Raw genomic sequence first — 13,270 nt, forward strand, 5'->3', positions numbered from 1 at the left:
CCTCCCGGGAACGCACCCACGCCATACCGCTGCCCGGCCTGCACTTGCTGTGCCATGGAATTTCGCACACCCTGGGAACTGGGAGCCGTACTCACGGCGTGGCCCTTGCTGCAGCGTGCATCACTGGGCGATGGCCATTCGGTCATCGTCTTTCCGGCCCTGACGGCCGGGGACCCCGGTGGGCTATGGCCAACCGCCTGAGCCAGCCCCATGGCCCGGGCACGGCTCGCGGCGCTGATCTCACCCATGATGTCCATGACACTGCGGATATCCGTCACAACTTCGGTCATGGTGGTCCCGGTTTTATCCACCAGGGCGCTGCCCTGCCCTACACCGCCTGCGCTCGAGCAGCACAACGCCTGCCACGCAGCAAACGGCCAAAAAATAAATTTTTGATAGCCGCTAACGCTTACGGCATCAGCGCAAAAGGCTAAAAACACTGCACATCTAAATGGCGGCTCACCCGTCGATAAGCAACCCATCATTGCTGGATGCCCCATGAAAAAAGCATGCAGAAGTCGCCTTCTGCATGCTTTTGAGTGGGGCAGCACAGTGTCACTGACACTGCGCCTGGCACCTGGCACCTGGCGTCAGGCCTTGGCCTTCTCGTAGTTGGCCAGGCCGTCCACGATTTCCTTGTGTGCGGCTTCGATGCCTTCCCAGCCCAGCACCTTGACCCACTTGCCCTCTTCCAGGTCCTTGTAGTGCTCGAAGAAGTGGCTCAGGGCCTTGAGGCGTGCGGGGTTCACGTCTTCAATGTTCTTCCAGGCGGAGTACATACCCAGCACCTTGTTCGTGGGTACAGCCAGCACCTTGCCGTCAATGCCGGCTTCGTCTTCCATCTTCAGGATGCCCAGCGCACGGCAAGGCACGACCACGCCGGGGTGCAGTGGGTAGGGAGTAATGACCAGTACGTCCACCGGGTCGCCGTCACCGCTGAGGGTGCGCGGCACATAGCCATAGTTGGAGGGGTAGTACATCGCCGTCGTCATGAAACGGTCGACGAAGATGGCGCCCGACTCCTTGTCCACTTCGTACTTGATCGGGTCGGAGTCCATGGGAATCTCGATGACCACGTTGAAGGATTCGGGAACATTCTTGCCAGGGGTGACGCTATTGAGGGACATGGTGGTCGTTCGCGTTGAAGTTTGATGAGGATTAAAGAATTCAGGTCGGGATTAACCCTCATTTTACCGGCGCGCCCCTTTCTTGGCGCTTGCACGCCATTTTTCAGGGTAAATTGACCGCGTTGGCCAATCGTCTCCCGGTATGGGGCACGAGGAAGCAACGCAGCGGAGACATTCCCCATGCGTTGTGTCTCCTCCCGTGCGAAACAACACCCTGGAGATACAAGAATGGCTGGAAATACAGCGCTGACTTCCCCTCTCATCCTCGCCCTGGTCTGTGGGCTGATCGCCGTGGCCTACGGCATCTGGGCCCGAGGCTGGATTCTTTCCAAAGACGCGGGCAACGCCCGCATGCAAGAGATTGCCGCCGCCATCCAGGCGGGGGCCGCCGCCTATCTGGCGCGGCAGTACAAGACCATTGCCATCGTCGGCGTGGTGCTGGCCGTGCTCATCGGCATCTTTCTGGACAGCAAGACGGCCATTGGCTTTGTCATTGGCGCCGTGCTCTCGGGCGCCTGCGGCTTCATCGGCATGAACGTGTCGGTGCGTGCCAACGTGCGCACCGCGCAGGCCGCCACGCAGGGCATCGGCCCGGCGCTCGATGTCGCCTTTCGCGGCGGCGCCATCACCGGCATGCTGGTGGTGGGCCTGGGCCTGCTGGGGGTCACCGGTTTTTATTGGTTCCTGGTGGGCAGCAACCCGGTGGCAGACCACACACTGGCCAATCTGCTCAACCCGCTGATCGGCTTTGCCTTTGGCTCGTCGCTGATTTCCATCTTTGCGCGCCTGGGCGGCGGCATCTTCACCAAAGGCGCCGACGTGGGTGCCGACCTGGTGGGCAAGGTCGAGGCCGGCATCCCCGAGGACGACCCGCGCAACCCCGCCGTGATCGCCGACAACGTGGGCGACAACGTGGGCGACTGTGCCGGTATGGCCGCCGACTTGTTCGAAACCTACGCCGTCACGCTGATTGCCACCATGGTGCTGGGCGCATTGATGCTGACCGCTGCCCCAGTGAGCGCCGTGATGTACCCACTGGCGCTGGGTGCGGTCTCCATCGTGGCATCCATCATTGGCTGCTTCTTCGTCAAGGCCTCGCCGGGAATGAAGAACGTGATGCCAGCGCTCTACAAGGGCCTGGCGATTGCCGGGGTGCTTTCGCTGATTGCCTTCTGGTTCGTTACCGCCTGGATCATTCCCGACAACGCCCTGGGCGGCACGGGCGCGCAGATGAAGCTGTTTGGCGCATGCGCCACCGGCCTGGTGCTCACCGCAGCGCTGGTCTGGATCACCGAGTACTACACCGGCACGCAGTACAAGCCGGTGCAGCACATTGCACAGGCCTCCACCACAGGCCACGGTACCAACATCATTGCCGGCCTGGGCGTTTCCATGCGCTCCACCGCCTGGCCGGTGATCTTTGTCTGCGCCGCCATCCTGGTGTCGTACTCGCTCGCTGGGTTGTTCGGCATTGCCGTGGCGGCCACCTCCATGCTCAGCATGGCGGGCATCGTGGTGGCGCTGGACGCCTACGGGCCGATTACCGACAACGCTGGCGGCATTGCCGAAATGGCCGAAATGCCCAGCAGCGTGCGTGACATCACCGACCCGCTGGACGCCGTGGGCAACACCACCAAGGCCGTGACCAAGGGCTACGCCATTGGTTCGGCCGGTCTTGCATCACTGGTGCTTTTTGCCGACTACACGCACAAGCTCGAAAGCTATGGCCAGGCGATTACTTTCAACCTGTCCGACCCCATGGTCATCGTCGGCCTGTTCATCGGCGGCCTGATTCCCTACCTGTTCGGTGCCATGGCCATGGAAGCCGTGGGCCGCGCAGCTGGCGCCGTGGTGGTGGAAGTGCGCCGCCAGTTCCGCGATATCAAGGGCATCATGGAAGGCACGGCCAAGCCCGAATACGGCAAAGCCGTGGACATGCTGACCAGCGCTGCCATCAAGGAAATGATCGTCCCCAGCCTGCTGCCCGTGGTGGTGCCGATTGTGGTTGGCCTGCTGCTCGGCCCCAAGGCCCTGGGCGGCCTGCTGATGGGCACCATCGTCACCGGCCTGTTCGTCGCCATTTCCATGTGTACCGGCGGCGGTGCCTGGGACAACGCCAAGAAATACATCGAAGACGGCCACCACGGCGGCAAGGGCTCAGAGGCGCACAAGGCCGCCGTCACCGGCGACACCGTGGGTGACCCCTACAAAGACACCGCTGGCCCGGCTGTGAACCCGCTGATCAAGATCATCAACATCGTGGCGCTGCTCATCGTGCCGCTGGTGGTGAAGTTCCACGCCGGCTGAAGGTACTGCCCAGGCGGCCTGACTACTGAAACGGCTGCTGACCAAAGGGGCTTTGCGCCCCTTTTTCGATGAGTCCGTGACAATGGCCGCGCAACCGATACCGTTTGGCCGAAAGCGACGCCTTCAAACCCGCGCAACATGGCACCACGACTACGAAATGGGCCCATGAACCACGCTACTTCATCCTCCGCCGGTCCCGACATCGCGCTCTACCACCAGGTCGTGCGCGTCTCCTTGGCGCATTCCGGCCATCTTTTGGAGCGCGTCATCGAATCCGCCCGCAGGGCTCTGCAAGCACGCGAAGACCAGGCCCGCACCCCCGGCGAGAGCCACAGCATCATGCACGCGCGGCAGCACCTCGTCCGTGTCGGCTCCGTCATGTGCGAGCGATTTCCTGGCGCCCTGGAGAAAGCCGTAGCCAAAGGTGCTGACCGAGAGCAGCCCGCGACACGGTCGCTTTTTTCGGTCCAGTTTGACGAGCTGGAGCTGATGGACGAGTCACAAATCAGCGAGAGCGTCGAGCGTGCGCGTGCAAGGCAGGTGCTCGCCGAAGCCGTGGCAACGCCCTTGGCCGATCTGAACGCGCTCATGAGCGCAGCGCAAGGCCAATCCACCGTGGACCCCGGGCACAACCCCCTGCAACCCGAGCTATTTCTGCAGGCCCTACAAACCGTGGTCGGGCAGATGCAGCCGTCCGAGCAGGTGCGGCGGGACTGGATGGGGCACTTGGCCGAGGCGATGGGCAAAGAGCTTATGGCCCTGTATCTCCAGTTGATCGGGCAGTTGCAGGAAAGCGGCATCAAGCCTGCCGGTTTTGCGGTTCGCCAGCAAGGCGGCAACTACGTCTACGTGAAGCCCGTGGGTGCAGAAGGCCACGCTCCCGGGTTCGGTCCGGAATCCGCACAGTGGCGTACGGACGGCACACATACACCCGCGCAGCATGCCCCCGCACCAGCAACCGCCCCCACCCAAACCCTGCTGACGCTGCACCAGTTGCACCGCCTGCTGACAGGCGAGCTAACCGATGGCCCAGCACCCGAAATGCCTTTCTCTGAACGGTTTTCGCGCGAGTTCGAAAGCACCTCCGACCGCACGGCGGCACCCGCACCGGACTTTGACATCACCGTGCCGGCGGCTTTTGAAGCGCTCCAGGAAATGAACCAGGTGGATCGCATGATGGAGCGGCTGGGCAGCCGGGGCCCGCAGGCCTTGGCGGCCCCGTTGGCTGCAACCACCACGGCGCCACACAAAGCGGGGCTTGGCCAGGCCTTGAGCATGGAAGTGATGGCGCTCATGCTGGACAACATCGAACGCGATGACCGTCTGCTCTGGCCAGTGCAGCAGCTCGTCAAGTCGCTGGAACCTGCCCTCTTGAAACTGGCGCTGGCAGACCCGCGATTTTTCAGTGACAAGGACCATCCCGCACGCCGTCTGTTGCAGGAGATGACAGACCGCAGCCTGGCCTTTGACAGCCTCGAAGCCCAAGGCTTCGAGAGTTTCATGCAGCCACTGATCGATGTGGTGGGTCCATTGACGCAGTCGCCCATTGAAGACCAGGAACCGTTTGCACATGCCCTGGAACAATTGCTGGGCGCCTGGGCCGCGCGCGAGAAAAAGCACGAAGACGAGCGCCTGCGTGCCATCGAAGCCCTGCGCCATGCCGAGCAACGCAACCTGCTCGCCGCCAGGATGGCGCGGGAGATTCGGCTACTGCCCCAAATCGACGCGATCCCGGCCGAAGTGGCGCGCTTTCTGCTGGGCCCCTGGATCCAGGTGATGGCCCAGGCCCGTCTGGATGACCACAGCGGCAGCAACGACCCGGGCCGCTTCCGGGAGGCGGTGGACGCGCTGATCTGGAGTGCACAACCCCAGCTCACCCGCATCAACGTGGCCCGCCTCGCCCGCCTCTTGCCCAAGCTGCTCTCCCGACTACATGAAGGCCTTAACGCCATTGACTACCCACCTGCGAAGACGCGCACGTTCTTCGAGCTGCTGATGCAATTGCACCAGCAGGCCTTTGTACCCGGCAGCACGGCACCAATCCCGCCCCACACGCCCTCAGCCCCTGCACACAAAAATGTGCCCACGCTGGAGGCGGACGAACCCTGGATTGCACCGTCTGAAGTGGCGGAATCCGGGTTCATGGACGAACCCTCGGGCACCCAGCCAACAAACCCTGGCGGCGAAACAGCCCACAGCCCGGCCATGGGCGCTGTGCAAGGCCTGGAGATCGATGTCGGAACCTGGGTCAACCTCCTGGTGGAGGACAAATGGGAGCGCACGCAGCTATCGTGGATAGGATCCCATGGCAACCTGTTCCTGTTCACCAACGCCTACGGCCATACCCAATCGATGACCAGGCGACTGCTCGATAAGCTGCTCGCCCGTGGCTCCCTGCGGGTCATTTCCGGGCAGACTGTGGTGGCGGGCGCGCTCGACGCCGTGGCACAAGCCGCCCTGCGCAACAGCCTGGACACAGGCGAGTAGCCGGCTTTTCACGCACGGTGCATGTGCATCACCCATCGGCGCCTCGCGCAGCTTCTTTTGTCGGCCTAAAACTCTGAAGAAATGGCCGCCTGTAGCAAGGCACTCGCCGGGGCGACCAATACTTGCATGTCGTCCACGCGCCCTTGCTCGATGGCCTGCAGCACCAGTTCGTGAATGCCACCCACCACCGCCAGCGCCATGGTGGGCTGCAGCGGTGACTTGCGCAGGCGTGCGCCGGGGCGCTGGTTCACCACCTCCAGCATCAGGTCGGCCAACTGGCCATGCACACGGCGGCGCACCGCCAGTCCCGCAGCGCCCAAACCCAGGATATCGATGAACAGCGTGCGCAGCAGCACCGGGCGGCGTGAGAGCGCCGCCAGATAGGCCGCCATGGCCTGCTCCACCTGCACCTGCCATTCGCTGTGCGGGTCGATCGCAGCGCGCAGCGCGGCCGTGGCCTCGTCGGTGGCTGCAACGTACAGCGCCATCAAGCATTCAGCCTTGTCGGCGAAATGCTCGTAAAAAGTGCGCCGCGACACGCTGGCCTCGCGCACCACGTCTGCAATGGTGGTCTCGGCGTAGCCTTTTTCCGCCACACAGCGCGCCATGCCGTCCAGCAGGCGGGCACGGTGCCCGGTGGGATCGTTGCAGTCTGCGTTCATGGTCATTTCATTCCCCGGAACAATCGGTACTTGACAGTACCACAACTTTCTTCGATGATTCGTGTCGTTTGGTACTAGTCAGTACCGCTCGTTGAATCACCGCCCAACGGCCCACCCATGACACCGCATCTCACGCCCCGTGCGCACTTTCTCACCAGCGTCGCTGCGCTGTGCCTGCTGGCCCAGCCCGCTCTCGCGGCCCCCATGGACTTCGGCACCGCACTGCAGCACATGGCAGCATCGTCCGACCGCCTCGCTGCATCGCGCCAGGCCGTGGACAGCGCCGCCTGGCAGCGCCGCGCGGTCGAAAGCCTGGGCGGTCTGAGTGTCAGCCTGACCGGCGCTGCCTATGCCTACAACGTCAACCTCGACGTGGACCTGAACCCGCTGAGCCAGGCCCTGCCCGGCATCGCATCACAGCTGCCGCCCCAGCTGGGAGGCATGGTGGCGCAGCTGCCGCACCTGCCCGCCAGCTACACGCTCAACCGCCACAAGACGGACGTCACGGCCTCGGTCAATGCCGTCTATCCGCTCTACATGGGTGGTATTGACAACGCCGCACGTGGCCTGGCCGATGCCCGCACCCGCGAGGCCCAGGCCGACAATGCGCGCGTCAGCGACGAACTGGCCTCGCTGCTGGTACAGCGTTACTTTGGCGCCCAACTGGCCGACCGCGCAGCCGTGCTGCGCGAAACAGCGCTGCAGAGCATCGAAAAGCACGACGCGGCCGCGCAAAAAATGCTGGACGCAGGCGTGATTGCCAAGGTCGAGCGCCTGCAAGCACGCTCGGCCCTGGAAGACGCCCGCAAGAATGCCCGCAAAGCGCGCGACGATGCCGACCTGGCCACCACCGCGCTGACCCGCACCGCCCGCGCCGAAGAGCGCGTGCAACCCACCAGCCCACTGTTCGTCAACAGCCAACCCGTGCAGCCGCTGGACTACTTCATTGACGCCGCACTGGCCCACCACCCGGGCCTGGAAAAAGTCGCCGCCAAAAAGGCGCAGGCCAGCCAGTTGCACGCCGCCGATGAGGCCCTGCGCCGCCCCCAGGTGTATGCCTTTGGGCAGCGCCAGATCAAGAGCGGCAACGCCGACTGGGTGGCCGGTATTGCCGTGCGCTGGACGCTGTGGGATTCCATCGACCGCAAAGCCCTGGCCGCTTCGTCCCAGGCGCAGGTGGAGCAGGCCGAGCGCACCGGCGCCCAGGCGCGCAGCGACATCGCCCTGCTGGTCGAGAAAAACTGGCTGGCGCTGGAGCAGGCGCGGCGCCAATATTTCGCGCAGCAGGCCGGTGTGGACCTGTCCGCCGAAGTGCTGCGCCTGCGCGAAGCGGGCCTGCGCGAGGGCACCAGCACCACGCTGGACCTGATCGATGCACAACTGAACAACGCCAAGGTGCAAACCGAACGCGCACAGGCCGCCCACGACTACGTGCTGGCATTGGCCGCCCTGCTCGAGAGCAGCGGCCTGTCGGATGAATTTGCAAACTACATGGCGCAAGCCGATGTGAAGGTGGATTGAGATGAACGCAAAGACAAAAACCGCCGCAGCGGTCACCTTGGGCCTGGCTGTTGCCGCCTTTACGGGTTATGGACTGTGGCAGGCAGGGCAGCCCGCACCTGAAGTGTTCCAGGGCCAGATGGAAGCGCGCGAAGCCGACATTGCCCCCAAACTCAGCGCCCGCATTGCGCAGGTGCTGGTGAAAGAAGGCGACCAGATCACCGTGGGCACACCGCTGGTGCGCCTGGACAGCCCCGAAGTCGCCGCCAAGATGGCCCAGGCCACGGCCGCCCAGGCCGCAGCCCAGGCCGTGGCCCGCAAAGCCGAGAACGGCGCACGCCCGCAAGAGATCGAAATGGCGCGCCTGACCTGGCTGCGCGCCCAGACCGCCGCCGAGTTGGCCGACACCTCGTTCCAACGCGTTGAAGGCCTGGCCCGCGAAGGCCTGATTGCCACGCAAAAACGCGACGAGGCCGATGCCCACCGCAAAGCCAGCCGCGACCAGGCGCTGGCCGCCAAGGCGCAGTACGACATGGCCCGCGCCGGTGCCCGCCCCGAAGACCAGGCCGCCGCCGCCGCCCAGGCCCGCCAGGTGGCCGGCGTGGTGGCCGAAGTGCAGGCCGCGCAGGCCGAGACCGAGCTCAAAAGCCCCATGGCTGGCGAAGTGGCCAAGGTGCTGGCGCGCGTGGGTGAACTCTCGCCCCAGGGCGTGGCCGTGGTGTCGGTGGTCGATCTGTCAGACCAATGGGTGGTGCTCAACGTGCGCGAAGACCGCCTGCAACGCTTTGCCGTGGGCACCGAGTTTGATGCCACCCTGCCGGCCCTCGGCGATCAGCCCGTGCGTTTCAAGGTGTACGCCAACAGCGCACTGCCCGACTTCGCCACCTGGCGCGCCACGCGCGCTGGCCAGGGCTTTGATGTGCGCACTTTCGAGGTGCGTGCCCGCCCCGTGACCGCCCTGCCCGGCGCACGCCCCGGCATGAGCGTGTTGGTCAAAAATTTATAACAAATTGACCTACAGCGCTTTATCCATAAGCGCTACCAGCTATGAATTCAATAGTACACAGTGCCCAGCGTGAAGCCGGGCGCCTGCGCCGCAGCCCCTGGGACCTGGCCATGATCACCTGGGTACCGCTGCTGGCCGTTGCGCTGCTGTGGTGGATTTTTTCTGCCGGTGTGCCCCACGGCCTGCCCATTGGCGTGCAGGACGAAGACCATTCCACCCTCTCGCGCCAGCTCACCCGCATGCTGGACGCAACGCCCGGCCTGCACGTGGCGCGGCCGATCAGCGGCAGCCTGGAGGCGCAAGCCGCCCTGCGCAGCACCGATATCTACGCCGTCGTGGTGATCCCACGCGACTTTGCGCGCGATGTGAAACAAGGCCACGTGGGCAACGTCACGCTCTTGCACAACGCGCAGCTGGGCACGCATTCGGGCCTGATCCAGCGCGATGTGCGCGCGGCCGTGGGCACGCTTTCGGCCGGGGTGGAGTTGTCTGCGCGCGCCAAGCGCGGCGAATCCGCACAGGCCGCGCGGGTGGCCATGGACCCGATCCACACGCAACTGGTGGGTCTGTTCAACGTGGCGGGCAACTATGAGCAGTTTCTGGCGACCGGGCTGATTCCCGCGCTGCTGCACATCCTGGCCATGACCGCCGGTGCCTGGGCCGTGGGCCGCGAGCTGCGCGACCGCAGCCTGGGTGACTGGCTCGGGCAGAGCGCCAGCACGGCCCGCACCACCGGCGCGCTGCTGGGCAAGCTGTTCTGGCCCTGGCTCAGCCTCACGCTCGTCGGCCTGCTGTCCCTGGTGGGGTTGACCTGGGGGCGCGGCTGGCACCCCAGTGGCAGCATCGCCTGGGTGGCTGCAGCACTGGCGCTGCTGGTGGGCCTGTCGGTGGCGCTGGGTGCGCTGCTGGCGGCGCTGACGCGCTCGCTGCGCATGGCGCTCTCGGGCGTTGGCTTTTTCTCGGCACCTGCATTTGCCTTCAGCGGCGTGGCGTTTCCGCTGCTGGCCATGCCGGCCAGCGCACGGGCCTGGGCGCTGGCCATGCCGTTCACGCACTACATCGCCCTGCAAACCGCGCAACTGCAAATGGGCGCGCCCATTGCCGCCAGCGCAAGCACCATGGCAGGGCTGCTGCTGGCCACCGTGCTGGCACTGCTGCTGTGCGTGCCCTTGCTGCAGGCGGCGCTAGGCCAGCCACAGACCTGGGGAAAACGTTGATGAACCATTTATGGACCCGCACCTTGGCGGCGTGGCGCGATGCCCTGGCGGTGGTGGTGCGCGACAAGGGCGTACTGCTGCTTCTGGTCGCCGCACCCGTGCTGTACGGTTTTTTCTACCCCTGGTTCTACGCCACCGAAGTGGTCACGCAAGTGCCAGTGGCCGTGGTGGACCTGGACCACTCCAGCCTCTCACGCCAGATCACGCGCCTGGCGCAGGCCGACCCGAACATCGCCGTAACCCTCGTCACGGGCAACGAGCAAGAGGCACGCGAGGCGCTCTGGAACGGCGCCATTGGCGGCTACGCCGTGCTCCCCGCCGACCTGCAGCGCAAGGTGCTGCGCAGCGAAGCGGCCGTGGTCAACGTCGAAGGCAACGGTGCCTACACCCTCATCAACAAGGCGGTGCAGCGCGGCTTTGCCGAAGCCGTGGGTACGGCATCGGCGGCGGTGGAAATCCGCATGCTGCAAGCGCACGGCCAGAGCGCCCTGCAGGCGCAGGCTAGCCGCAATCCCGTGCAACTACACACCGTAGCGCTGTTCAACCCCACCGAGGGCTATGGCAGCTACGTGGTGCCCGCCGTGGCGCTGCTGATCCTGCAACAGACGCTGCTGATGGGTGCTGCCATGCTCGCCGGCACCTGGGTCGAGACAGGGCAGCACCGCGCCAGCCCCGGCACCTGGTGGGCACGCCTGCTGGCACTGTGCACACTGGGCATGGTCAGCGGCCTGCTGTATTTCGGCTGGATCTTCATCTGGCAAGACTACCCGCGCGGCGGCAACCCCTGGGGTGCGCTGGTGCTGCTGCTGTGCTACGTGCCCACCAACGCCGCTCTGGGCATGCTGCTGGGCCTGTGGATGGGCAACCGCGAGCGCGCGCTGCAGGTGCTGCTGTTTACCACCTTGCCAATGGCTTTCATGGCGGGATTTTCGTGGCCGGTGCAAGCGCTGCCGCTGCCGCTGCAATGGCTGCGCTGGCTGCTGCCCAGCACGGCGGGCGTGCAGGCCTCACTGCGGTTGAACCAACTGGGCGCCCCATTGGCCGATGTGCTGCCGCACCTGGGCGTACTGCTGGCATTGTTTGGCACCAGTGTGGTGGGTGTGCTGTGGAAGGCGGCGCTAGGAGGCTGTCGGACTTGGAGCGTTGAAAGCGAAAACCAAAGGTTTCACCAAAATCGGCCCCAGCGAGGACAGTTTTTGCCGGATTTGCCGCCCCATAGCCCGGCTATGGGGCAAAAAGACGGTGTTCTCGAAGAGCGGCGAAGCCAAAAATGGACCGCTGCGGCCGATTTGCAGCCAACGATTTCCAAGTCCGACAGCCTCTTACCCAGACCAATCGACACCCGGGCCTAGCCAGCTCCCCTGGCAGCCCAGCAGTTCCGTCGCTGCCAGACGCGCCCGCCGCTGGCCCACACCCAAGGCATCCCGGGTCGGCTCCGGTGCAGCGCCCCCCTGGCGCCACCAGGGCTGCAGCCATTGCCAGGCGCGCATGCGCGCCTTCAACGGCAGTGCTGTGGGGTGGGGTTGTGCGGCTTTGGGCGTCGCCGCTTCGAGCGTACGCTGCGCTGCCCGCTCCCGCTCTACCGCCAGCGCCGTATCGCGCACTACCACAGCCGCCCGCAGGCGCAGCACCTGGGCCTGCAGACCCTCAATTTCGGCCTGTTGCTGCGCCATGATGCGGCTGCAGCGCTCCTGCGCAGCGCCGTAAGCGCGGCAGAGCACCACATGCTCTTGCGGGACCGTGGTTGCGGGCGAAAGGATGGGGATGGAGCGCATGGTGCTGGCCTGCTGTAGAAAGGACAGGCACGATATTAAATGAGAATAGCTCTCATTTCAAACACAACAACTCCGTCGCCAGGGTCAAACGTCCGGTTCAATTTCTGCATCAACGTCGGCCTCCGAAAGCGCACACGTGAAGCGCGACGCGAAAACTGGCTCAGCCCAATTGCGATATCCAACTCAACACAATTGCAATCCATAAAATGGAATTGCATTGTGTGACAGCAAACTCATTTGCATCAATACGTATAAGTCGAAACACCCTGTCTTATGGCAATGTGGTGTCATCACGCCCCGCTTATATTGGTTTCGCTTGATGACAAGCACTTATCCACTCTTGGAGGAAAAACCCAATGCTAAAAAGAATAGTTGCTGGTGTGTTGTTTGCTGCTGTGTCAGCGCTGTCGTTTGCGGCCCCCTATGGAACCCCGGAAAGCCAGCTTGATGGCGGCGTGAACATTGATCCTAATCTGGATTTTTTCTACCACAGCCAGTTCACCAACCCAGCGTCGAGCATCCGCTCGGGTGGAGAGGTGAGATTGCAAGCCCGTTTTGTTTGGAATGGAACCGGCCAGCTCAACGGCGCCAGCAATGAACATGCCATCGTGGCGTATGTGCACGGAGAGAATCCTGCAATTTGGAATGTGGAAGGGCAAAGGCTGTGGAACACCGGCGTCGGCGCGTTCGTGCAACCCACCACAGGTTTGAATATTGAGCTCTGGCACCAACAAGGGAAAGCGTGGTGGTGGAGCAAGAAGGCTCTGGGCGGAAATTCCAATCCGACGACCGAGCCTGCAGGTGTGACTTTGGTGAACTACAACAACGGAATTGGCTTTGTCACAGGCAATCCGAACGAGAACTTTGTCTTGAAGCGAGGTACTGCCTATTGGGTGCGCATATCGATCACGCACCAGCTAAACAATCCTCAATTTGCGTTGTTGAAGGCATCGTTGGTTGAAGAAACGGCTAGTGGATCCGTGCTTCTCCAGGAGGCAGCAGTCGGGTTCGTAGTCGACGCGTTTTTCCCGCCCGGAGCAGATTTCAAGGGCGCGATCGCACGCACCGATCCGCAATGGGGTGATCCTCGCAACATCATCAGCTACCACGCTTTTAATTACTACTGATCACTGGATTGAAACCTAAGGCTCGAGCTAAACGAGCTTTTTTTCTTATGTGACGCGCCTCC

General features: G+C 63.8%; 11 protein-coding genes and 1 pseudogene. 9 read left to right on the top strand and 3 right to left on the bottom strand.

What is annotated here, in order from left to right; genetic code table 11:
- Window positions 1-54: 54 nt before the first annotated feature.
- Entirely contained in the window at window positions 55-201 is a 147-nt protein-coding gene (locus C8D04_RS05960; protein WP_347708413.1) for a hypothetical protein, read from the top strand.
- Complete coding sequence (locus C8D04_RS19175) at window positions 186-434, top strand: hypothetical protein (protein ID WP_158550286.1); 249 nt, start codon at window positions 186-188, stop codon at window positions 432-434. The genes C8D04_RS05960 and C8D04_RS19175 overlap by 16 nt, the downstream gene beginning before the upstream one ends.
- Window positions 435-590: 156 nt before the next feature.
- Here the strand turns inward: C8D04_RS19175 and ppa are convergent, their stop codons facing one another.
- Window positions 591-1,127 carry an inorganic diphosphatase gene (gene ppa / locus C8D04_RS05970; protein ID WP_116004028.1) on the bottom strand — a complete coding sequence of 179 codons (537 nt, stop codon included), beginning with the start codon at window positions 1,125-1,127 and terminating at the stop codon, window positions 591-593.
- A 228-nt stretch (window positions 1,128-1,355) separates the two neighbouring features.
- On the opposite strand from ppa, the gene C8D04_RS05975 reads away from it, so the two are divergent.
- Window positions 1,356-3,434 (top strand): sodium-translocating pyrophosphatase, encoded by a 2,079-nt coding sequence (locus C8D04_RS05975; protein WP_116004029.1) that lies wholly within the window; start codon window positions 1,356-1,358, stop codon window positions 3,432-3,434.
- A gap of 165 nt (window positions 3,435-3,599) precedes the next feature.
- Window positions 3,600-5,921 carry a DUF1631 family protein gene (locus C8D04_RS05980; protein WP_116004030.1) on the top strand — a complete coding sequence of 774 codons (2,322 nt, stop codon included), beginning with the start codon at window positions 3,600-3,602 and terminating at the stop codon, window positions 5,919-5,921.
- 65 nt (window positions 5,922-5,986) lie between these two features.
- Here C8D04_RS05980 and C8D04_RS05985 read toward each other — a convergent pair whose 3' ends face one another.
- The gene (locus tag C8D04_RS05985) at window positions 5,987-6,583 is read right to left on the bottom strand and encodes a TetR/AcrR family transcriptional regulator (RefSeq protein WP_233521122.1); all 597 of its coding nucleotides are present in this window, start codon (window positions 6,581-6,583) and stop codon (window positions 5,987-5,989) included.
- A gap of 204 nt (window positions 6,584-6,787) precedes the next feature.
- On the opposite strand from C8D04_RS05985, the gene C8D04_RS05990 reads away from it, so the two are divergent.
- From C8D04_RS05990 to C8D04_RS06005, 4 genes and pseudogenes are all read left to right on the top strand, one after another.
- Window positions 6,788-8,104 (top strand): TolC family protein, encoded by a 1,317-nt coding sequence (locus C8D04_RS05990; protein WP_233521235.1) that lies wholly within the window; start codon window positions 6,788-6,790, stop codon window positions 8,102-8,104.
- A gap of 1 nt (window position 8,105) precedes the next feature.
- Window positions 8,106-9,089, top strand: coding sequence for an efflux RND transporter periplasmic adaptor subunit (locus C8D04_RS05995; protein WP_116004032.1), 984 nt, complete (start codon window positions 8,106-8,108; stop codon window positions 9,087-9,089).
- A 41-nt stretch (window positions 9,090-9,130) separates the two neighbouring features.
- Window positions 9,131-10,306, top strand: a complete 1,176-nt coding sequence (locus tag C8D04_RS06000; RefSeq protein WP_116004033.1) for an ABC transporter permease — start codon at window positions 9,131-9,133, stop codon at window positions 10,304-10,306.
- Window positions 10,306-11,424, top strand: a pseudogene (locus tag C8D04_RS06005) (ABC transporter permease); the annotation flags it as partial. The gene C8D04_RS06000 and the pseudogene C8D04_RS06005, both read left to right, overlap by 1 nt.
- A gap of 204 nt (window positions 11,425-11,628) precedes the next feature.
- Here the strand turns inward: C8D04_RS06005 and C8D04_RS06010 are convergent.
- On the bottom strand, window positions 11,629-12,081 hold the full coding sequence (locus tag C8D04_RS06010; protein WP_116004035.1) for a hypothetical protein: 453 nt from the start codon (window positions 12,079-12,081) through the stop codon (window positions 11,629-11,631).
- A gap of 356 nt (window positions 12,082-12,437) precedes the next feature.
- Here C8D04_RS06010 and C8D04_RS06015 point away from each other — a divergent pair, with 356 nt between their 5' ends.
- Window positions 12,438-13,208: a hypothetical protein gene (locus tag C8D04_RS06015; protein WP_133243608.1), complete on the top strand. Its 771-nt coding sequence runs from the start codon at window positions 12,438-12,440 to the stop codon at window positions 13,206-13,208.
- Window positions 13,209-13,270: the final 62 nt, after the last annotated feature.

It is taken from the genome of Simplicispira sp. 125, from assembly GCF_003096555.1.
GTDB lineage: Bacteria > Pseudomonadota > Gammaproteobacteria > Burkholderiales > Burkholderiaceae_C > Simplicispira.

What these genes read in the sequence shown, in the direction of transcription:
- C8D04_RS05960 (WP_347708413.1), top strand. Translation starts at nt 55, where the DNA reads ATGGAATTTCGCACACCCTGGGAACTGGGAGCCGTACTCACGGCGTGG.
- C8D04_RS19175 (WP_158550286.1), top strand. Translation starts at nt 186, where the DNA reads ATGGCCAACCGCCTGAGCCAGCCCCATGGCCCGGGCACGGCTCGCGGC.
- ppa (WP_116004028.1), bottom strand. Translation starts at nt 1,127, where the DNA reads ATGTCCCTCAATAGCGTCACCCCTGGCAAGAATGTTCCCGAATCCTTC.
- C8D04_RS05975 (WP_116004029.1), top strand. Translation starts at nt 1,356, where the DNA reads ATGGCTGGAAATACAGCGCTGACTTCCCCTCTCATCCTCGCCCTGGTC.
- C8D04_RS05980 (WP_116004030.1), top strand. Translation starts at nt 3,600, where the DNA reads ATGAACCACGCTACTTCATCCTCCGCCGGTCCCGACATCGCGCTCTAC.
- C8D04_RS05985 (WP_233521122.1), bottom strand. Translation starts at nt 6,583, where the DNA reads ATGAACGCAGACTGCAACGATCCCACCGGGCACCGTGCCCGCCTGCTG.
- C8D04_RS05990 (WP_233521235.1), top strand. Translation starts at nt 6,788, where the DNA reads ATGGACTTCGGCACCGCACTGCAGCACATGGCAGCATCGTCCGACCGC.
- C8D04_RS05995 (WP_116004032.1), top strand. Translation starts at nt 8,106, where the DNA reads ATGAACGCAAAGACAAAAACCGCCGCAGCGGTCACCTTGGGCCTGGCT.
- C8D04_RS06000 (WP_116004033.1), top strand. Translation starts at nt 9,131, where the DNA reads ATGAATTCAATAGTACACAGTGCCCAGCGTGAAGCCGGGCGCCTGCGC.
- C8D04_RS06010 (WP_116004035.1), bottom strand. Translation starts at nt 12,081, where the DNA reads ATGCGCTCCATCCCCATCCTTTCGCCCGCAACCACGGTCCCGCAAGAG.
- C8D04_RS06015 (WP_133243608.1), top strand. Translation starts at nt 12,438, where the DNA reads ATGCTAAAAAGAATAGTTGCTGGTGTGTTGTTTGCTGCTGTGTCAGCG.